The organism is Actinoplanes sp. NPDC026619, from assembly GCF_040638295.1.
Classification (GTDB): Bacteria; Actinomycetota; Actinomycetes; order Mycobacteriales; family Micromonosporaceae; genus Actinoplanes.
In genome coordinates, this window is record NZ_JBEZYA010000022.1 from 132,186 (window position 1) to 151,560 (window position 19,375).

The 19,375-nt window shown below is 71.1% G+C and carries 15 protein-coding genes; 6 read left to right on the forward strand and 9 right to left on the reverse strand.

What is annotated here, in order from left to right:
* Positions 1-8: 8 nt before the first annotated feature.
* Both AB0E90_RS37520 and moaC read right to left on the reverse strand, forming a co-directional pair.
* Entirely contained in the window at positions 9-482 is a 474-nt protein-coding gene (locus AB0E90_RS37520) for a MogA/MoaB family molybdenum cofactor biosynthesis protein (RefSeq protein ID WP_360416528.1), read from the reverse strand.
* Entirely contained in the window at positions 479-958 is a 480-nt protein-coding gene (gene moaC, locus AB0E90_RS37525; RefSeq protein WP_360416530.1) for a cyclic pyranopterin monophosphate synthase MoaC, read from the reverse strand. The genes AB0E90_RS37520 and moaC overlap by 4 nt, the downstream gene beginning before the upstream one ends.
* A 504-nt stretch (positions 959-1,462) precedes the next feature.
* Here moaC and AB0E90_RS37530 point away from each other — a divergent pair.
* Genes AB0E90_RS37530 through AB0E90_RS37540 form a run of 3 tightly spaced genes read left to right on the forward strand, consistent with a single transcriptional unit; the run spans position 1,463 to position 5,646 of the window.
* Positions 1,463-3,976, forward strand: a complete 2,514-nt coding sequence (locus AB0E90_RS37530) for a bifunctional diguanylate cyclase/phosphodiesterase (protein ID WP_360416532.1) — start codon at positions 1,463-1,465, stop codon at positions 3,974-3,976.
* Between the two features lie 27 nt (positions 3,977-4,003).
* Positions 4,004-5,209: a glycosyltransferase 87 family protein gene (locus AB0E90_RS37535; protein ID WP_360416534.1), complete on the forward strand. Its 1,206-nt coding sequence runs from the start codon at positions 4,004-4,006 to the stop codon at positions 5,207-5,209.
* Positions 5,210-5,238: 29 nt separating this feature from the next.
* Positions 5,239-5,646 carry a zf-TFIIB domain-containing protein gene (locus AB0E90_RS37540; protein WP_360416617.1) on the forward strand — a complete coding sequence of 136 codons (408 nt, stop codon included), beginning with the start codon at positions 5,239-5,241 and terminating at the stop codon, positions 5,644-5,646.
* A 60-nt stretch (positions 5,647-5,706) separates the two neighbouring features.
* On the opposite strand, the gene AB0E90_RS37545 is transcribed toward AB0E90_RS37540, so the two are convergent.
* Entirely contained in the window at positions 5,707-6,861 is a 1,155-nt protein-coding gene (locus AB0E90_RS37545; protein WP_360416536.1) for an SUKH-3 domain-containing protein, read from the reverse strand.
* A gap of 272 nt (positions 6,862-7,133) precedes the next feature.
* On the opposite strand from AB0E90_RS37545, the gene AB0E90_RS37550 reads away from it, so the two are divergent.
* Positions 7,134-7,436, forward strand: coding sequence for a hypothetical protein (locus tag AB0E90_RS37550; RefSeq protein WP_360416538.1), 303 nt, complete (start codon positions 7,134-7,136; stop codon positions 7,434-7,436).
* Entirely contained in the window at positions 7,433-9,628 is a 2,196-nt protein-coding gene (locus AB0E90_RS37555; RefSeq protein WP_360416540.1) for a toxin glutamine deamidase domain-containing protein, read from the forward strand. Before AB0E90_RS37550 ends, AB0E90_RS37555 begins: the two co-directional genes overlap by 4 nt.
* Here the strand turns inward: AB0E90_RS37555 and dnaB are convergent.
* The gene (gene dnaB, locus AB0E90_RS37560; RefSeq protein ID WP_360416542.1) at positions 9,625-11,052 is read right to left on the reverse strand and encodes a replicative DNA helicase; all 1,428 of its coding nucleotides are present in this window, start codon (positions 11,050-11,052) and stop codon (positions 9,625-9,627) included. The two genes, AB0E90_RS37555 and dnaB, sit on opposite strands and share 4 nt — an antisense overlap.
* A gap of 506 nt (positions 11,053-11,558) precedes the next feature.
* Here dnaB and AB0E90_RS37565 point away from each other — a divergent pair.
* Complete coding sequence (locus tag AB0E90_RS37565; protein ID WP_360416544.1) at positions 11,559-16,292, forward strand: hypothetical protein; 4,734 nt, start codon at positions 11,559-11,561, stop codon at positions 16,290-16,292.
* 84 nt (positions 16,293-16,376) lie between these two features.
* On the opposite strand, the gene rplI is transcribed toward AB0E90_RS37565, so the two are convergent.
* From rplI to AB0E90_RS37590, 5 genes are all read right to left on the reverse strand, one after another.
* Positions 16,377-16,826, reverse strand: a complete 450-nt coding sequence (gene rplI, locus AB0E90_RS37570; RefSeq protein ID WP_360416546.1) for a 50S ribosomal protein L9 — start codon at positions 16,824-16,826, stop codon at positions 16,377-16,379.
* A gap of 14 nt (positions 16,827-16,840) precedes the next feature.
* Positions 16,841-17,080 (reverse strand): 30S ribosomal protein S18, encoded by a 240-nt coding sequence (gene rpsR, locus AB0E90_RS37575; RefSeq protein ID WP_007073789.1) that lies wholly within the window; start codon positions 17,078-17,080, stop codon positions 16,841-16,843.
* Positions 17,081-17,115: 35 nt separating this feature from the next.
* Positions 17,116-17,679, reverse strand: a complete 564-nt coding sequence (locus AB0E90_RS37580) for a single-stranded DNA-binding protein (RefSeq protein WP_360416548.1) — start codon at positions 17,677-17,679, stop codon at positions 17,116-17,118.
* Positions 17,680-17,745: 66 nt separating this feature from the next.
* A complete protein-coding gene (rpsF, locus tag AB0E90_RS37585) occupies positions 17,746-18,036 on the reverse strand; it encodes a 30S ribosomal protein S6 (RefSeq protein WP_203732963.1) in 291 nt (96 codons plus the stop codon).
* A 305-nt stretch (positions 18,037-18,341) separates the two neighbouring features.
* A complete protein-coding gene (locus AB0E90_RS37590; protein WP_360416551.1) occupies positions 18,342-19,319 on the reverse strand; it encodes a hypothetical protein in 978 nt (325 codons plus the stop codon).
* Between the last annotated feature and the right edge of the window lie 56 nt (positions 19,320-19,375).

Below are 19,375 nucleotides of genomic sequence, written 5' to 3' on the forward strand. Positions count from 1 at the left end.
GCTAGAGCCTATCCGTGGTCCCCACCGTTGATCTGGTCGACGGTGTGTTTCAGCAGGGGGCCGAGCACGGCCAGGCCGTCCTTGGCGCCGCCGGTCGAACCGGGCAGGTTGACGATCAGCGTGCGGCCGGCCACCCCGGCCAGGCCACGGGAGAGAGCGGCGGCCGGCACCCGGTCGCGGCTGTGGGCCCGGATGGCCTCGGCGATGCCCGGAATCTCAAAGTCGAGCACCCCGCGGGTGGCCTCCGGCGTGCGGTCGGTCGGGGTGACACCGGTGCCGCCGCTGGTCAGGACCACGTCGACGCCGTCGGCGACGGCCGCGCGCAGCGCCTGCGCGACAGGCTCGCCGTCCGGCACCACGACCGGATCGGGTTCCACCTCGCAGCCGAGCTCGCGCAGGCCGGCCACCAGCCGGGGACCGCTGGTGTCGGCGTAGACGCCGGCCGCGGCCCGGTTGCTCGCGACGATCACCCGCGCTCTCATGGGCGCACCCACTCGCCGGTCTTGCCGCCTTCCTTACGCATCACCCGGACGCCCTCGATGCTCGCCGCCGGGTCCACCGCCTTGATCATGTCGATCAGCGCGAGGCCGGCGACGGCGACCGCGGTGAGCGCCTCCATCTCGACGCCGGTGCGATCGGCGGTCTTGGTGGTCGCGGTGATCTCGATCGCGGTGTCGGTGACCGTGAGGTCGACCTTGACGCCGTGCAGCCCGATGGGGTGGCAGAGCGGAATGAGATCGGGGGTGCGCTTGGCCCCCATGATTCCGGCGAGCCGGGCGACGGCCAGCGCGTCACCCTTCGGCACACCTTCTCCGCGCAGCAATCCGATCACTTCTGCGGTGGTGACCACGCGGCCGGCGGCGATCGCGCGGCGGGCAGTGATCGTCTTCTCGGAAACGTCAACCATGCGCGCTGCGCCCGTATGGTCGACGTGAGTAAGCAGGGATTCCTCGGGCATACCGGGAGTTTATAGAAGGTTCCCCGAATCTCGGGTTAGGTTATTCGTCGAAGGGGAACCACAATTCGTTCAAGTACTACAAATGTTCATGATCTATACCCTGCTCAGGGATCGCCGCTGACCAGCGGATAAGACAATCGATTAACGAATCCGGAGGGTTATCGAAACTGTACGGAGTGCTACGCACGGAGTCCTAGCCTCGGACCATTTCAAAGTTGCGGAGAGTTCTGTTTCGGGGACGCCCTGTAACGGACTTCCGGACGATTCTCGCTTTCTGCGCATAACGACATAAAACGGTTCCCAATGCCCGCAAGCATGCATAACGTCTCTCCTGTCGCGACGAACGGTAAAGATCCGCGAGGCCCCGAAATCGACGGGCCTCAAAACGCGAGGAGAGAACAATGCGGCAGAACAACTGGGAGTGAGGTAGTGCGCGAACTGGCGCGCATGAATACGCTTGAGCCCGGGAACGATCCCGTAGAGCTCGGCGACAGGACCCCTCCGTTGCACACAAGAAGCTCCAACGACGACGTGACCGATCGGCGGCTCAAGCTGCTAATCGGTCTCGTCGTCGTTCTGGCGGTCTGTGCTGCGGCGCTACACGTCCTGTATGCGGTCGCCACCCGAGCGGCATTACCCCATCCGCAGGCCTTGGTCCTGATCTACGCGCTCACGATCATCTCGTTCCGCCTCAAGGTCATGATTCGGGTCCGCTCCAACCAGAGCGGCTACACCTGGGCCGGCGTCCCGATGATCACGGGCCTGGTGCTGATGCCGGTGCCGTGGGTCGTGCTCGGCGTCGCGGCCGGCCTCGCCACCGTCCGCATTCTCAACCGGGCCGATCCGCTCCGCGCCATTTTCATGGTCGCCAAGGAAGTCCTGGGGATCAGCGCGGCCGGGGCCACCCTCCTGTTGCTGGGCGCCCGGCCCGACGTAGATCACCCGCAGGCTTCCATCGCCGCGGTGGTCGTTGCTTTCCTGGTCCTGTGGTTCGTTGACGACCTTGTGTTCTATCCCGTCATTGCGGTCGCCTCCCGGTCCACCATCAGCAAGCTCTACCGCAATGAACTCGGCGAAAAGGTCATCGTCCGCGCCGCCACCCTGGCCACCATCATCTACATCACCGAGGTGCTGGTCCGGGGCGCCAACCTCGCCCTGCTCGCCTTCGTGCCGGCCATCGTCGGCTGTCTGCATCTGTGGCGTTTGCGCCGGATGCGCACACATCAGGAACGTGAGGCGTGGCGACAACTCGCCGACACCACCGACGAGCTCAGCTCCGTCGACCTCAACCAGGTGCTCCACATCGCCGCCACCCAGGGCGCGAAACTCTTCTCCGCCGGCGAGGTCGAGATCGACCTGACCGCGTCCGGCGTCGACCGGGTGGTGCGGGCCGGCACCGACGGGGTCATCTACGACGGGCCCGGGCCACGCAAGTTCGACGGTGAGCTGTCGATCACGACGGAGCTGGAAACCCGCGACCGCAGCTACTCGGCCGGCGTGCTCGTGATCGACTTCGACGGCAAGGTCAAGCTCACCGAGTTCGAGCAATACAAGCTGAAGACCTTCGCATCGGCGCTGTGCACCGCCATCCGCAACGCCGCGGCCTACGCGGAACTGCAAAGGATCAACGAACAGAACGCGTACGACGCCGCACACGACCCGCTGACCGGCCTGGCCAACCGCCGCGAGCTGTACGAGCGGGCCGACGAGTACTTCGCCGGCCGCACCGAGGACGGCGTCGTCGCTCTGCTGCTGATCGACCTCAACCACTTCAAAGAGGTCAACGACACGCTCGGGCACGCGGCCGGTGACGCGGTGCTGCGCGAGGTGGCCCGCCGGCTGGACGACGCCGCCGCCCCCGGCGACCTGGTCGCCCGGCTCGGTGGTGACGAGTTCGCGGTGCTGCTGGTCAATCTGCTCACCCCGGCGCTGGCCACGCACCGCGCCGAGCAGATGCTCAGTGCGCTCGAGGCCACCCTCGAGGTGGAGGGCATGCAGATCACCGTCGAGGCGGCCGGTGGCATCGCGCTCGCCCCCGGCAGCGGCGGCATCAACGAGCTGATGCGGCGCGCCGACGTGGCGATGTACCAGGCGAAGCGGGCCGGCCAGCCGACCGCGACCTACGCCCACGCGCAGGACACCGCCAACGTCGAGCGGCTCATGCTCGGCGGCGAGCTGCAGCGGGCGGTCGCCGAGTCCGAGTTCGTGGTCGACTTCCAGCCGATCGTCGACCTCGGCAGCGGCGAGGTGATCGCGGCCGAGGCGCTGGCCCGGTGGCAGAACCCCGACCACGGCTATCTGACTCCCATGCAGTTCCTCGAGACGGTGGAACGCTCCGGCCAACTGCCCGCGTTCGCCGACGCCGTGCTCGACCAGGCCCTCGCCGCGTCCGGCGTCTGGCGGGAGGCCGGCTTCGATCTGCCGGTGGCGGTGAACGTCTCGCCGCGCAGCCTGCTCGATCCGCGTTTCCCGGCCACCGTGCTGACCCGGCTGGCTCGCCACGACGTGCCGCCCGAGCGGCTCGTCCTCGAGCTGGCCGAGACCTTGACGATCAGCCAGCTCGACACCGTCGGCCGCACCCTCGACGAGCTGCGGGCGGCCGGCGTGCGGCTCGCCCTCGACGACTTCGGCACCGGCGTCTCCCCGCTCTCGGTGCTGTCGCACATCCCGGTCAACCAGCTGAAGATCGACCGGGGCTTCGTCAGCGCGGTGGAGACCTCCTCCGAGGCCGCCGCGGTGATCCGTTCCACCGTCGACCTGGCCCGCAGCCTGCACCTCACGGTGATCGCCGAGGGCGTGGAGAGCGAGCCGCAACGGCACGCCCTGTGGGAGCTCGGCTGCGTCGCCGGTCAGGGGCACCTCTTCGCCCGCCCGATGGCGTCGGCCCGACTGCTCGGCACCCTGCAGCGCGGCTCCGGCGGCCGGCCGGGCGCGCTCGCCGCGGCGCTGCACGACGTGGGCTCGGTGGTGCGCCTGCCGCGCCGGCGGACTTCCGGGCACGGCCGCTCGACCGGCTGATCGCCCGGCTCTGACAGACTTGCCGGCGTGAACAACCTGCTCACGCGCCTCGATCAGGCGCGTGGCGGCCGCTTGGCCGACCTCTTTCTCTACGCGTTGTCGGCCGCCTTCGCCTTGGTCACGGCCCTCACCTCGACCCTCCTGCCACACCGGGCGTGGGGCGCGATCGCCTTCTGGGGGTACGCCGCGGCCGCCGTCGCCGTGTTCCTGGTGCGCCGGTCTCTCCTGGTCTGGATCACGTGGGCCGCCGTGGCCCTGCTGCCCCTGGTCGTCGAGGCGGTACAGCGAGCCGGCGGGCGCACCGACCGCGCGCAGGAGGAGGTGCTGGTCGCCGAGCGGATGGGGTGGCGGCTGCTGCACGACGGCACGCCCTACCTGAGCCGGGGCGCGATCAGTTCGTTGCCCGCCGACGAGCGGCTGATGGGTTACAGCCCCTATCAGCCCGGCATGTCGATCTTCGGGCTGCCCCGGGCCGTCTTCGGGGACTTCTGGTGGACCGACGCCCGGGTCTGGTTCGCCGCGGTGACGGTGGCGGCGCTCGCGCTCGCGGTACGGATGGCCTTTTCGGTGCGCGCGGTGCAGGCCGCGACCGTCTTTCCGATCTGTGCGCTGACCCTGGCCACCGGCGGCGACGACATCCCGGTGATGGCGCTCTGCCTGCTGGCGCTGGCCCTGGCCGCCGCCGATCGGTACGGCTGGGCCGGCGTGGTCGTCGGCGCGGCCGCCGCCTGCAAGTTGTTCGCCTTCCCGGTCGTGGCCGTCCTCATCGTGCTCGCCATCACGAACCGGCGGTGGCGGTCGTTGCTGCCCGGCGCACTCGGGCTCCCGATCCTGGTGCTGATCCCGCCGTTCCTGATCGACCCGGACTCGTTCGTGGAGAACGTGCTGCGCTTCCCGCTCGGCCACGGCGTCGTGACCAGCCCCGCGCAGTCACCGTTCCCCGGCTACCTGATCGCGCAGAACCTGCCGGCCGGCCATGTCGTGGCCGCCGTTCTGCTTGCCGCGGTGGCGCTGATCATCGGCTACCGGCTGCTACGCCGACCGCCTCGAACCGCCTCGGCCGCCTCGCTGATCAGTGGGTGGGGGCTGCTCGCGGCGATCCTGCTGATGCCGACGACCCGCTTCGGCTACCTGCTTTATCCGGTCGCGTTCCTGGTGTGGGCACCCGCTCTGGCTGTTTCGACACCGGTCAACCCACAGGAAGCACACAGCCGGACGTCGCCCGGACGGTGACACGGCCTTGTACCGTCAGTGAGATGCAGATGACCTGTCCGAAGTGTCACGGCGAGATGCGGGTTTACGAGCGCAGCGGCGTCACGGTGGATCAATGCACCGAGTGCCGCGGCATCTTCCTCGACCGCGGCGAGCTTGAAAAACTCTTCGAAGCCGAGGCCAATTTCAACAGTCGGCAGGCCGCACCCCCGGCCACGGCCCCGCAGCCCGGCGCCTATGCACCGCCGCCGCCCCCGCCGGCCCACGGTGGTGGCTATGCGGCCCCGCAGCCCGGTTACGGCCAGCCCGGTTACGGCCAGCCTGCCTACGGCCAGCCGGCCGCGCACGGCTATCCGGCCGCCCCGCCGGCTTATGGGCATCACGGCCACTACCGGCAGCAGCACCACGGCCACTACCGGAAGCGGCGCAAGGGCTTCATGAGCGACCTCTTCGACTGACCTTTCCTCGGCTCGGCTTTCTCTCGGGCCGGCTTTCTCCCGGCCCGGCTTTCGGCTGACCTAGCGCCACGATCCGTCGTCGCGCAGGCGGTCGGCTGGGCCGTCGCCGGTGAGCAGGCCGGTGACGGTCGCATCCAGGTTCTCGCCGACGAACCAGTCGCCGCCCTGGTCGAGGGCGAAGACCCGGGCCCGCTCGTCGATCACCAACAGGGCGTCGCCACCCTCGGTTCCCAGCGGGAAGACCGGGGTGGCGATCACCTCGGCGAACTCGGTCAGGGCGCGGTGCTGCCGGGCCGCCGGCAGCGGGTCGAAGGTGAGCAGGCGGATCGCGCGGCGGCGGCCCGGGCCACGGCGGCCGCAGCGCACGCCGGCGAACTCAGCGAGCGCCCGCATCGCGGCCGGAAACGCCGGTATGCCGCTGACCAGCTCGGCCTCCTCGACCGCGGTCTCGAGCGGCAACTCGACGCCCAGCCAGCCGCCGCCGGCGAGCACCCGGGACACCTCGGGCGGGAAACGGCCGGCCGGGCCGTCCAGACCGTGGTGCCACTGGGCCGCGTAGGCCAGCTCCGACGGCGGCAGCACACCCAGGTCGACGAGCACGGTCAGACAGGTCTCGCAGGGGCGGGCGGCCGCACCCGCATCGGGATCGCCCGGATCCCGGACGAGGAAGCTGACCAGCCGGCCGCCGGGCAGGCCCGGGCCGCCCATCTCGTGCAGCGCGTCGGAGACCGCGATCAGCTCGGCATGACGCTCGGCGCCGCGCACCCGCGCCGCCGCCGGCAATGCACCCAATCTGGCCGCCACCAGCGGGTGGTGGTTGATCTTCTGATCGCCCTTGGCGCCCTGGGCTCGGAACAGCCGGCCACCGACGGTCAGCTCGGCGACCGTGGTCGGACTGGGCCGTCGGCGGGACACACGCCGCAGCGTGGCCCACGGGTCGACCGTCGTGGACGGCTTGGGGCGGCGCCGGCGGTAGAGCTCGGCGATCTCCTCGGGCGGGATCGCCGGCCACGTCGACAGCACGCCGGTCTCCCGGTCGATCACCGTGCGGGCGCCGTCGCCGGGCAACGGCAGCACGTCGGGGGCCGACCGTGTCCAGATCACCCAGCCGAGATCGAACTCGGCGAGTGCGGGCTCACACCCGTACCCCCGCTGTTCGGCCTCGCCACGCGCCCAGCGCGCAGCTATCTCCTCGGCCTCACCCCGAGTGATCATCGTGAATGTCCTTCCTTGTGCGGAATGAAGTTACCGGAGCGCACAACGTGACATTGGACCGGTAGAGTCACGACGTTCGATGGGCGGCGAACGGGAGTGGCGACCGTGGCAGAACCTGCGGACCGTGACGTTGACCAGGCAATATGCGACCACTTTGACGAGCGGCGGTTACCGCTCGGGTCCGATCAGGACGATCTTCGGCGACCCCTCGTTTCGGTGCGAGCGGCTCCCGGTCGGTTGATCTATCGGGAAGCCGACAGGACCGATTGGTGATGACCGACGACGACATCGAGATCGAGTTCGACGCGACGTGGCAGGGCGCGCGGTTACTCAGCGCCGCCGGGCGCGAACTGGCTGCACAACGTGACGGCGTCGGGGAGGCCGCGTCCCCCTGGGGCGCTGACGAGGCCGGTCGCATGTTCGAACGTCGATACCGCCCGGTCGAGGCTCAGGTCCTGACCGCATGGGAGCAGCTCGCGGCGTACGTGGAGAGTCTCGGTGCCGCCGCCGCCCGCGCGGCTCAAAACAATCTGGACGCTGACGTCGCCGCGCACCCTCGCCAGGGGCAAGCGTGACCATCCCGCACCCGCTCGAGCGCGGCCCGTTCGACGTTCCGCGGTGGGCCCGCGACGCGCTCGAACGAGCGGTCGACGCCGACTGGCCGGCCGGCGACGAGGCTGCCACCTGGGCGGTCGCCGACCGTTGGTACGCGGTTGCGGCCTCCCTCGACGCGCCGCACGAGGCCGCCTTCGCCGCCGCGGCCCAGATCATGAGTGGGCCCGCCAAAGCCGGCTTCCAGGACTCCTGGCAACGGCTCGCCGGCGATGCCGAGGCGCCGCTCAACTCGCTGATCGAGATAGCTGGTGAGCTCGGCGGCCTGGTCGAGGAGTGCGGGCGGGCGCTGGAGGCCGCCAAGCTGGCGGTCTGGATCGAGGTCGGGCAGTTCCTGATCGACCTCATCGGCATGGCGGTTGCCGCCTCGCTCACGCTGGGCGCGGCCGCCCCGGTGACCGTTGGATTGATCGCGGCTACCCGGCTGACCATTCAGCAGATCTTCGAGCGGCTCACCGAACAGCTGGAGGCCGGCATGAGCTCCCCCATCGCCGGCTCCGCCGACGAGGCCGCGGCACTCTCCAATGTTGACCTTGCGCAACTGCCGGGTTCGGCTGGAGCACCCCTTGCGCGTACGTCCGGAGCACCCGTCCCCGGCGAAGCGGCCACCCGGCGCCTGTTCGCGCCCTCGCCCCCAGCTCACGCGCTCCCGGTGCCCGCTGCCGCCTCTTCGCCGGATTCGCCAGGTTCACCCGACTCGCCGCGGCAGAGCGGCCTCGCCGACTCGGAAGGCGGGCGGGTCACCCGGCGGATGCCGCGGTCCGAATGGGGGCGCCTCGCTGACGCTCTCGGTGTCGGGCGGGAGCGCCGCGCACCGGCCGAGCCAGGCGTGCGGACCGTCACCCTTCGTCCGCCCGGCGGCCTGCCGCCCACGGCCGGGCCGTCCACGCCTGACTCGTCCTCAGCTGGGCCGGCCACGTCTCGGGCGTCCTCGTCCGGGGGATCCGCCGACTCCGAGGTGCCGGAATCGGCTGCCGAAGCGCCGACCATCGCCTTTCCGGCCGTGCCGGGCCCCTCGCTCGATCGCGCGCCGGAGGACTCCGGATATGCCAGTGAGGTGCTGCGCCACGAATACGGCGATTACCTGACCGCCGTCGCGGACGAGACCAGGGCCCGGATCCGCGCCCTGGGCCGCCTGGCCGACCAGGAGATTCTCACCGGCTCGACCCTGCGTGGCGAGGAACTGCGGACCCGGACGACCGAGCTGCACGCTTTCCTCGGCCGGATCGAGTCGACCGCGGCCCAGGTCGCGGGCGGTGAACTCCGGCCACCCATCGTGCTGAGCCCGGCGGCCTCAGCCGATCCGGCGGCGCACCGGAAGCCGCCCGCAGACGAGCTCGCGCCGGGCGGCGTCAGCACCGATCACCTGTCGGCGCTGACCGGGAAGGGCGGATCACTGCCGATCGACAGCACCCGGCGGTACGACACGTACGGGGGTCTGCGCGCGCCCCTCGCCGTACACCAGAAGGCGCTGGAGGAGGCCGTGCCGCGAGGCGGCGACGGCCGGGCGTTGCGACTGCCTGATCCGCGGTCGGGGCGATGGTTCCATCTGGCGAACGACGGTGGGCCGCAGGCCGACCCCACCCGCGCACTGAACTGTGTGGACGGAGTTCTGGCGCTCTTCGACACCTATCTGCACGGCCGGCCGCGGGTGGCAGCGCCGCGCACGTTCGACGCCTACGCCGCCGGTGACCCGGATCGCCCGGTCGGCGGCGAGTGGCACGGCCTGCGGCGGATCGAGCTGGCGACCGGGGCGACGTTCCAGAACCTCTGCCCCTTCCAGGGCACGGCCGCCCCCGAGGTGGCCCGGTCGGCGATCGACGCCGCGATGCGGAATCTCGCCAACCACCTGCACAATTCCGGTCCGGGCGCGTTCGCCTTCATCCTGACCGACCTGGAGGGCGGCGGCTGCCACGCGTGGGCCGCCGTCAATCACGAGGGCGTGATCCTCTTCCTGGACCCGCAGCTGAGCCGCATCAGCGAGGAGATGCCTCTCTATCGCCACCGGGGCGTGCCGGCCATCGCCAACGTCGTCTCGGTCGACGCCCTGGTCGTCGACGGCAAGGCCCGCCCGAAGCCGCTCCCCTACCACGGCGCGGGCCAGTGGAGCACCGCCTCGGTCCTGCCCACCGGTAAGGCATTTGAGTTGATCTAGACGATTGCCATGTCGACGAATCGGGACAGGTGCAGCTGCGCCGCCACCGTGATGGTGTCGGTCGGGCCGTTTCGGTGCTTGGCCACGATGAAGTCGGCCTCGCCCGCCCGCGGTGACTCCTTGTCGTAGTAGTCGTCGCGGTGCAGCAGGATCACCACGTCGGCGTCCTGCTCGATCGAGCCGGACTCACGCAGGTCGGACAGCTGCGGCCGCTTGTCGGTGCGCTGCTCGGGTCCACGGTTGAGCTGCGAGACGCCGATCACCGGGCACTCGATCTCCTTGGCGAGCAGCTTTAGGCCACGGGACAGCTCGGAGACTTCCTGCTGACGGCTCTCGGTCTTCTTCGGCGAGCTCATCAACTGGAGATAGTCGATCACCAGCAGCTTGAGGTTGTGCCGCTGCTTGAGTCGCCGCGCCTTCGCCCGGATTTCCATCAGGTTCATGTTCGGGGTGTCGTCGACGAAGATCGGCGCCTCGCTGATCTCGCCCATGCGCCGCGCAAGCTTGGCCCAGTCGTCGTCGGTGAGCTGACCGGACCGCAACACGTGCAGCGGCACCCGCGCCTCGGCCGAGAGCAGACGCATGACCATCTCGATCTTGCTCATTTCGAGCGAGAAGATGGCGCTGGCACAGTTAGCGCGAATAGCGGCATTACGGGCAAAGTCCATACTGGCCGTCGACTTACCGAGACCGGGTCGCCCAGCCACAATGATCAGCTGGCCGGGGTGCAGACCGTTGAGCAGCCGGTCGAGATCGGCAAAGCCGGTCGGGATGCCGGCCATCCCGCCGCCGGAAGCGCCGATCGCCTCGATCTCGTCGACCGTGGGCTGCAGCATGTCGCCGATGGACGCGAAATCCTCGCTGACCCGTTTCTCGGTGACGTCGTAGATCGCCTGCTGGGCAAGGTCGACGATGTCGTCGACGTCGCGGCCGCCGTTGCCGTTCGCGCCGTAGCCCAGCTGGACGATCTTCGTGCCCGCCTCGACCAGGCGGCGCAGGATCGCCCGCTCGGAGACGATGCGCGCGTAATAGGAGGCGTTGGCCGCGGTGGGCACGCTCTCGATCAGCGTGTGCAGATAAGGCACGCCGCCGATCCGCCCCAGGTCACCGGAGTCGGAGAGGGCCGCGGCCACGGTCAGCGCGTCGGCCGGCTCGCCCCGCCCGTAAAGGTCCAGGACCACGTCGAAGATCGTGGCGTGCACCGGGCGGTAGAAGTCGCTGTGCTTGAGGATCTCGACGACGTCGGCGATCGCGTCCTTGGACAGCAGCATGCCGCCGAGCACACCCTGCTCGGCCGCGACGTCCTGCGGTGGTGACTTGTCGAAGCCACCGCCACTCGGAGCGTCACCTTTACGCGGCGTCCCACCACCCCCGGGTTGGCCCGGTGGCCGTGACTCCGGCCGTGCGTCGTCGGTGATCGACACCGGACCCCCTCCGTCGGCAGTGCTGTTCTGGTGATCCAACCGCCTGGGTATGACACTTTCGGCTGAACCCCGGCCACGATTCAGGAAATTGTCCCGATCAAGGCGGCCCCACTCTACGAACCCGGATGCCACCTGCCCAACCTCACCGGTGGACGAGCCTTGGGAGAACCTGTGGACATCCCGCCCCAGCCTGTGGGCAGGGTTGTGCACATCCTGTGCACAACGGTGCGGGTCGGCACGGCACCTGCCTTATCCAGCAGCAATAACGTTGTCCCCACCTGTGGAGGGCGAAAAAGCTGCCCCGCGTGAGCAAGCCGTCGCCCGGAGGCGTTGCGGTTCGGTCTCGCGCACGTCACGCTTTCTGGGTGGACCAACGGGAGTGGGACTACGGCGCTCGCATGCCGCGAGACCGTCGTGCGGCGCAGCCGTGGCCCGCTCCGAGTCCGGAAAATGCCGATAACGTCGAGCCTGAGCCGAAATGGTCGTCTCTGACCGACACCGGCAGCATGCAGCCCAGCGCCGAGGCCCTCACCTGGCAGCGCCGCGCCGACGCGTGGGCCCAGCAGGCCGAGTCCGACCAGGGCCAGGCCGTCGAGCAGGCCGGGCGATACTCCGATGTCGCCAAGGGCCGCCCCACCTTCCCGGCCGACGGCGTTGGCTGGCGCACCGAGACCGCCGAGTGGCGAGCCGCCGGAGCGCGCTGGCGGCAGACGACCGAGTGGCGTTCCACCACCGGTTCACACGGCTGGCGCTCGACCACCGAGGCGTGGCAGACCGGCGGCGAGAGCACCTACCAGCCGCCCGTCGAGACCCCCAACGCCCAACCGGCCATCTCCAACACGGCCTGGTCGGCCCCGGACGAAGCCGAGTCCCGGCCGGCCTGGCAGCAGTTCACGTCGCCGAGCTCGGGCAACACGTGGCAGGAACCGCAGACGCCGTCCTGGCAACAGCCCGCACCGCGCCCGCCGGCCGAGAGTTCTCCGTCCTGGCAGCAACTCGTCGACCCCACTCCCGAGCAGCCCAGCCGGCGAAGCAGCAGCCGCCAGCCCTGGCAGCGCGACGCCATCGAGGGCACCGCGACCTGGAACGATCTCGCCGACAACCGCTCCGCGCCGGCCGCGCCCGCGTCAGATCCGGAGTCCATCTCCGGCTGGCTGCGCATGGACGATCCGGCCGAGAGCCCGAGCTGGCGGACACCCCGCGACGACAGCCGCCATCTGGTGCGCGAGGACGACCGCGCGGCCTGGCGCCGCGACGCGGATCCGGCTGGTGGGTCGCCCTCGGTCGGGCGCCGCCGGGCTCCGGAGGGTGGTTCCGCACCTTCCGGGGGTACGGGTTGGGCCACGCGCTCCGACTCCGACAACTGGGCGGGTCACACCGACACCGGCAGCATCCCGCGGTTCACCGACCCGGCCACGCCCCCCTGGTCGACCGGCACCGGGCGGCACGACGGCTCGACCGGCCGCCGCTCCCTCCCGTCGACGCCGCCGGAGGAGGCCGGCCACCGCGCCAGCCCCTACGACGAGCCGGGCCGCCGCTCCCGCCGTGACGACACCGGCCACGGTTCCCGCTCCGTGTCGGTGCCGCTGCCGATCAACTACGACGATCGTCCCGGTGGGCACGCCGCCGAGGCCCCGCGCCGCAATCGCTACGCCGACGAGACGCCGGTCGCCGAGACGCCACGCGGTTACCCCGCCGACCCGTCCACCACCGGAGTCGGTCGCGGCGGCTACCCGGCCGACGCTCCGTCGAGCAGCCCCGGCCGGGGCGGATACCCGGGCGACCCGCCGCCCGCCGCGCCGACCACCGGCTTCGGCCGCGGCGCCTACCAGGCCGACCCGCAGACCACCGGCCCGGACCGGGGCGGATACCCGAGCGACTCGACGTCGACCGGTCTCGGCCGTGGCGGATACCCGGGCGAGCCCCCGGCCGGCGGTTCCGGCCGGCGTGGATACCCGGGCGAGCCCCCGACCACCAGTCCGGACCGGGGCGGATACCCGGGGGACGCGCCATCGACCAGTCCCGGCCGGGGCGGATACCCGGGGGACGCGCCGTCGACCAGTCCCGGCCGTGGCGGATACCCGGCCGAGGCGCCGACCGGGTTCGATCGCGGCGCCTACCAGGCTGGCCAGCCCGCCATCGGCTCCGGCCGAGGCGGTTACCCCGCTGATCCTCCCGCGGCCGCACCCACCACCGGCTTCGGCCGCGGCGCGTATCCGGCCGACCCCCCGGCCGCCGCACCCACCACCGGCTTCGGCCGCGGCGCGTATCCAGCCGACCCACCAACGACCGGCCCCGGACGAGGCGGATATCCATCGGACCCGCCGGCCGCCGCACCGACCACCGGTTATGGGCGCGGTTCATACCAGACCGACCCGCCGCCCGCTTCCGCGCCGCCCACCGCCTTCGGCCGCGGCGCGGGCTATCCCGCCGAGTCACCGGCCGACGACTTCGGTCGGCGTGCCGCCCCTGGCTACCCGGTCGAGCCGCCCGCCGCAGCACCGACCACTGGCTTCGGCCGCGGCGCCGGCGCTGCCGACCAGCCCGGCTACGGCCGCGGTCCCGCCCCGGCAGACCAGCCCGGCCTCGGCCGCAGGTCCGGCCCGGCAGACGAGCCCGGCTACGGCCGCGGCCCAGCTGACGAGCCCGGCTACGGCCGCGTTCCCGGCCCGGCAGACCAGCCCGGCCTCGGCCGCAGGTCCGGCCCAGCGGACGAGCCCGGCTACGGCCGTGGCCCGGCAGACCAGCCTGGCCTCGGCCGCAGGTCCGGCCCAGCGGACGAACCCGGTTACGGCCGCGGCTCCGGCCCGGCGGACCAGCCCGGCTACGGCCGTGGCCCCACTCCGGCGGACCAGCCCGGCTACGGCCGTGGCCCCACTCCGGCGGACCAGCCCGGCTACGGCCGTGGCCCCGGCCCGGGGGCGGATCAGCCCGGCTACGGCCGTGGCCCCGGCCCGGGGGCGGATCAGCCCGGCTACGGCCGTGGCGCAGGCCCGGCCGAGCAGCCCGGTGGCGGCTTCGGTCGCGGCGCGGCGGGCTATCCGGCCGACGCCGCGGTGTCCTCCACCGGCATCGGCCGCCGGCGCAGCCGGGCCGAGAGCGAGCCCACCGAGCCCCCACGCTTCGGCGAGGACGGCCGCGGCATCTCCGCCACCGGAAGCGGCCCTGCCGCTCCGGCCGGTCGCCGCGCCCGTCCGGACGGCCCGCCCCGCCCGGACGGCCCGCCCCGCCCGGACGGCCCGCCCCGTTCGGCGCCGCGCGGCAAGGCGCGTTACAACGAGGTCCGCGACGACTGGCGCGAGCACACCGGCTCCTGGGCCGCCGAACCGGACACCAGCAGCTGGACCCGCGACCCCGACACCGGCCAATGGAGCCGCTCCGAGGACGACCCGCGCGTCACGGCATGGCGCGAGGAAGCCTCCCGTCGCGAGGCCACCAACCACACCCCGCCGGCGCGCCGCGCGCTCCCGGCCGGACCGTCCGCCGACAACGACGGCAACCGCGACGCCCGCCGCCAGGACGATGACGACAACGACTGGCGCACTCCGCCCGGCCCGGGCGGTGGCCCGTCCAGCGCGCCGCGCAGCGCCATGCCCTCGAGTTCCCCGCGCAGCGCGATGCCATACGGCGGTGGGCAGACCGGCGACGATCGCGGTTACCCGGGTCCGGGCCGTGATCGCGGCTACGACGGCCCCTCGAACGCACCGCGCAGCGGCCCGGCCTACGACCCGAGGTCCGGCGGGCAGGCCTACGACTCTCCCGCCAATGCACCCCGCAGCGGCCCCGCCTTCGACCCGAGGTCCGGCGGCCAGGACTACGACGACCCCGCCAGCGCGCCGCGCAGCGGTCCGACCTATGGTTCGCCGCGTCGCGCGCTGCCGAGCGGAAGCACCCCGGCCAGCGGCCCTGCCTACGGCGGCGGAGGCGGCGCGACCTACGGCAGCAGCGCGGCGGGCGGCCCGACCTACGGCAGCGCCGCTCCTACCAGCGGCACCGCCTACGGCACCCCGCGCCGCGAGCTTCCGAGCGGCCGCGCCCGCTCCGACGACACCACCGCCTTCGGTGCGGCCCCCGCCAGCGGTCCCGCGTACGGCAGCCCTCGCCGCGAACTGCCCAGCGGCCGCTCCCAGGTCGACGAGCCCGGCACCGCCCCGAGCAGCGCCGTTCCGTACGGCGCTCCTGGCAACTCACCACGTAGCGGCGTGCCCTACGGCAGCCGCCGGCGGCCGGACGAGGCCCCGCCCGCCGATGACTGGCGACGCGACCTCGACCCGAACGGCGGCCGGCGAGCCGCGGAAGCGCCCGGCGCCGACTGGCGACGCGACCTGGATCCGAGCGGCGGCCAGCAAGCCGACGGGCCGCCTGCTGCCGACGACTGGCGCCGTGACCTCGACCCGAGCGGTGGTGGCCGGCGGCGAGCCGACGAGCCGACGGGCGCGGACGACTGGCGCCGCGATCTCGACCCCGCCGGCGGTGGTCGCCAGGCACGAGGAGTCGACGCGGCGACGGAAGCGCCGTCGTGGACTCTCGGCGAGCCCGCCAACAAGGACCTCAGCTCCTGGCAGCTGACCGACGCCCCCGATTCCGGTCGCGGATCGGCCGGCTATCGCGACACCGGCGGAGACGACTGGCGCCGCGATCTCGCCGACAGCAGCGACCTCGCCGAGGGTGAGTCCCGGCGCTTCGGCACCTCGGATTATTTGCCCTTTCGGCCGAGCGGCTCAGCCGCCGTCCGGAGCTCCTCGAACTTATCCTCCACATCGACTTCGCTGATCTCGCCGGTTCCGCGCGAGCAACTGGACCCGATGTCCCGCCCGCAGCGGTCCGGCGGCTACCAGAGCGGCATGACCGGTTCGTACGAACGCCGCCCGGTGACCGGCAGCTTCCCGACGATCCGGAAGAGCGACCTGCTCGACCCGGACGAGGAGGATGACCAGGAGGCCGGAGGTCCGCTGGCCGCGGTCGGCTACACGGTGATCTGGTACGGCGTACCCATCGTCCTGTTCATCATCTACATGCTGGTGGTCGACACCGGGTCGAAGTCGCACGCGCTGGACACCCTGGCCGGCGCGGCCCCGCAGTTCCTGATCTCGCTGGTGCTCAGCGTGCTGGTGGCGGTCGGCCTGCGTAAGTTCAGCACCTCGTGGAAGGCAATCAGCGTCGGCCTCGCGGCCGCGGTCGTCGGCGGCGGGCTGGCCACGGTGCTGGCCTCCGCCGTCACCGGCAACAGCCTCAGCTGACCGGCCACAGAGGAACCAGCAACAGAGGACCGGGAAAGCAATCGGCGCGCCGGGCCGAGGCCCGACGCGCCGAAGGAAAGCGACCTACTTAGCTGCCACCACGTTCACCGGGAACGTCGCGGTCACCTCGGGGTGCAGCTTGACCTGCACGTTGTACGCGCCGGTCGTCTTGATGTGACCCGGCAGCTCGAGGCGGCGACGGTCGAGGGCCGGGCCGCCGGCGGCCTTGACCGCGTCGACGATCTCGGCCGGGGTGATCGAGCCGAACAGACGCCCGCCGTTGCCGGAACGCGCGTTCAGCGTGACCTTGAGGCCGCTCAGCTGCTGCTTGACCTCGTTGGCCTGGCCCAGGTCGCGGATCTCACGAGCCTCGCGGGCCCGCTTGATGACGACGACCTGCTTCTCCGCACCCTTGGTCCACTGGATCGCGAAACCCTGGGGCAGCAGGTAGTTACGGCCGTAGCCGTTCTTGACCTCGACGATGTCGCCGGGCGTGCCGAGACCCGACACTTCCTGAGTGAGGATGATCTTCATATCGCAGACCTTCCTCAGCGCGCCGTGGCGGTGTAGGGCAGGAGCGCCATCTCGCGAGCGTTCTTGACCGCGCGGGCGATCTGACGCTGCTGCTGAGAGGTCACCCCGGTGACGCGGCGGGCACGGATCTTGCCCCGGTCGGAGATGAACTTCCGCAGCAGGGCGGTGTCCTTGTAGTCGATGTAGGTGATCCCGTCCTTGTCGAGCGGGTTCACCTTCTTCTTCGGCTTGCGCAGTGCCGCAGCCTTAGCCATTGCTTACTCCTGAACTCATTGCAGCCCGTGACGGGCTAGAAGGGAGGCTCGTCGTCGAACGAGGAGGAGGCCGCAGCGCCGCCGGAGCGGGCACCGCCCTGGGCCGGAGCGGCAGTCGCCCACGGGTCGTCGAAGTTGCCTCCGCCGGCACCGCTGGTCGTGCTGGGCTGCTGCCGGTTGCCGCCACCACCGCCGTTGGAAGCGCCGAAGCCGCCGCCCCCAGCGCCGCCTGAACGGTTCATCCGCTGCACCTTCGCCGTGGCGTAACGCAGGGACGGGCCGATCTCGTCGACCTCGAGTTCGTAGACGGTGCGCTTCTCTCCCTCGCGGGTCTCGTAAGACCGCTGGCGCAGCCGGCCCTGCACGATCACCCGAGAGCCACGTTGCAGCGACTCGGCGACGTGCTCGGCGGCGTCACGCCAGATGTTGCACGCAAGGAACAGTGGCTCGCCGTCTTTCCACTCGCCTGACTGACGGTCCAGGGTCCGCGGCGTGGACGCGATGCGGAACTTGGCAACCGCCGCACCCGACGGGGTGAAGCGCAGCTCGGGATCGTCGGTGAGGTTACCGACGATCGTGATAACGGTTTCTCCTGCCATGATCTTCTCCTCGCCGCTGTTTCTCGTTCGTAGGAGGTTCTCAGAACCCCCTGACAAAAACGAGGATCAGCGGGTCTCGGGCCGGATGACCTTGGTACGCAGGATGTTCTCGTTGAGCCGCAGCTGACGGTCCAGCTCGGCCACCGCCTCGGGGGTCGCCTGAAGGTCGACGACGGCGTAGATGCCCTCGGCCTTCTTGTTGATCTCGAAGGAGAGCCGGCGACGGCCCCACACATCGAGCTTCTCCACCGAGCCACCCGCGTTCGTGATCACCTTCAGGTACTGATCGAGCGACGGGGCGATGGTGCGCTCCTCGAGCGAAGGATCGAGGATCACCATGAGTTCGTAATGACGCAAGACATTCACCTCCTGTGGGCTATGCGGCCACGGTCTCTCCGTGGCAGGAGGTCTTGTGTCGCTCGCAAGAAAAAGCCGCGGGGACGGGATCGTGCCCACGGTTGAGACTGCGAACCGAGCAAGCATACCCAGGTGGGCCGACCTGCCCAAATTGACCATCACATGAAAGGACCCCGTCGGCGGACGGGGTCCTTCATTTCAGCCGCGGGGCGCCCGATCCGCTTTCGCTGGGTGGGACCTGGGGAGGAACGACCACACCGATGAGGTTGGACGCGGCCGCCCCGCGGAGCCTGTTGTCAGGAACGCTACGCCATATTTGCCCGATTTGCACGTTGCGACACGATTGACCGAATTGCCGCCGCACCGACTCCCATCACGCACACCGACGCGATCAACCCGAGTAATCCGATCGGTCCGGACTCACGCATCGGCGTCATCGCCGCCACCGGCTCCGCCGCGGCGACCTCGGTGTGTGGCGGGCTTGCTGCCGCCGGCTCGGCTTCCTGCGTGACCGGCGGCAGATCATCCGGCGGTACGTCGGTGACCAGCGTCTTCTTGTCGCCGGGCGGCATTCCCGCGAACGCCGGGTTCGGGCTCCCCGGCGTACCGGCCGCGATCTTGGTCTTGATCTTTGCGGTGTCACTGCCCGGCACCAGGCCGGGCGTCGCGGCCTGGGGGAGCGTCGAGTTGCGCAGCGCCGGACCGTGCGCCGCGCCGTGCCGCTTCACCGAGGCCCGCGAGGGCCGCTCCGCCGTCGTTGCCGAGTCCGGCAGCGTGGCGCCGGCCGCCGCCCCGGCCGGAGTGCCCGAGGACCCGGCCGACGTGGTGGCCGACGCGCTCGAATCGCCGCTGGCCGGAATCGGGATCGGATCGGGCAGCATGGCCGTGGCCGACGGCGAGGCCGTGACCATGAGCGGCTCGACGTCCTCACCGAGCGGGCAGTTCGGCTTGAGCGTGACCGCCGTGGTTCCCCGGCGGAACACCACCTCGGTGCCGGCGTCGTCCGGCAGCGTGCCCTTGGTCTCGCCGCCCAGTCGCAGCTGCGCGCTGTACCCGGTCCGGTTGACTACCCAGATCGTGCTCTCGGCTGGCACCACCATCGACTCCACCTCGGGGTGCGACTCGCAGGAGAGAGTGAGACCCCCGCCGCCGCCGAAGGCCACCTGGCGGCCGCCCTCGCCGAGCTGCTCGGCGCTCGCTGTCCCGTTGATCAGCAGCGGTGCTCCGAAGATCAGACCTCCCAGCGCCAGCGCCGTGATTCGGTATCGGAACAGCCGCGACATGAACATCTCCCCGCTCGGTTGAAGTCTCGAACGGGATAAACGAGGTCCGCGGCCGG

Bases quoted from the DNA above. Each gene is read 5' to 3' on its own strand.
- AB0E90_RS37550 (WP_360416538.1), top strand. From the start codon at position 7,134: ATGACCGACGACGACATCGAGATCGAGTTCGACGCGACGTGGCAGGGC.
- moaC (WP_360416530.1), bottom strand. From the start codon at position 958: ATGCCCGAGGAATCCCTGCTTACTCACGTCGACCATACGGGCGCAGCG.
- AB0E90_RS37565 (WP_360416544.1), top strand. From the start codon at position 11,559: ATGCAGCCCAGCGCCGAGGCCCTCACCTGGCAGCGCCGCGCCGACGCG.
- rpsR (WP_007073789.1), bottom strand. From the start codon at position 17,080: ATGGCTAAGGCTGCGGCACTGCGCAAGCCGAAGAAGAAGGTGAACCCG.
- AB0E90_RS37580 (WP_360416548.1), bottom strand. From the start codon at position 17,679: ATGGCAGGAGAAACCGTTATCACGATCGTCGGTAACCTCACCGACGAT.
- rplI (WP_360416546.1), bottom strand. From the start codon at position 16,826: ATGAAGATCATCCTCACTCAGGAAGTGTCGGGTCTCGGCACGCCCGGC.
- AB0E90_RS37590 (WP_360416551.1), bottom strand. From the start codon at position 19,319: ATGTCGCGGCTGTTCCGATACCGAATCACGGCGCTGGCGCTGGGAGGT.
- AB0E90_RS37520 (WP_360416528.1), bottom strand. From the start codon at position 482: ATGAGAGCGCGGGTGATCGTCGCGAGCAACCGGGCCGCGGCCGGCGTC.
- AB0E90_RS37545 (WP_360416536.1), bottom strand. From the start codon at position 6,861: ATGATCACTCGGGGTGAGGCCGAGGAGATAGCTGCGCGCTGGGCGCGT.
- AB0E90_RS37540 (WP_360416617.1), top strand. From the start codon at position 5,239: ATGACCTGTCCGAAGTGTCACGGCGAGATGCGGGTTTACGAGCGCAGC.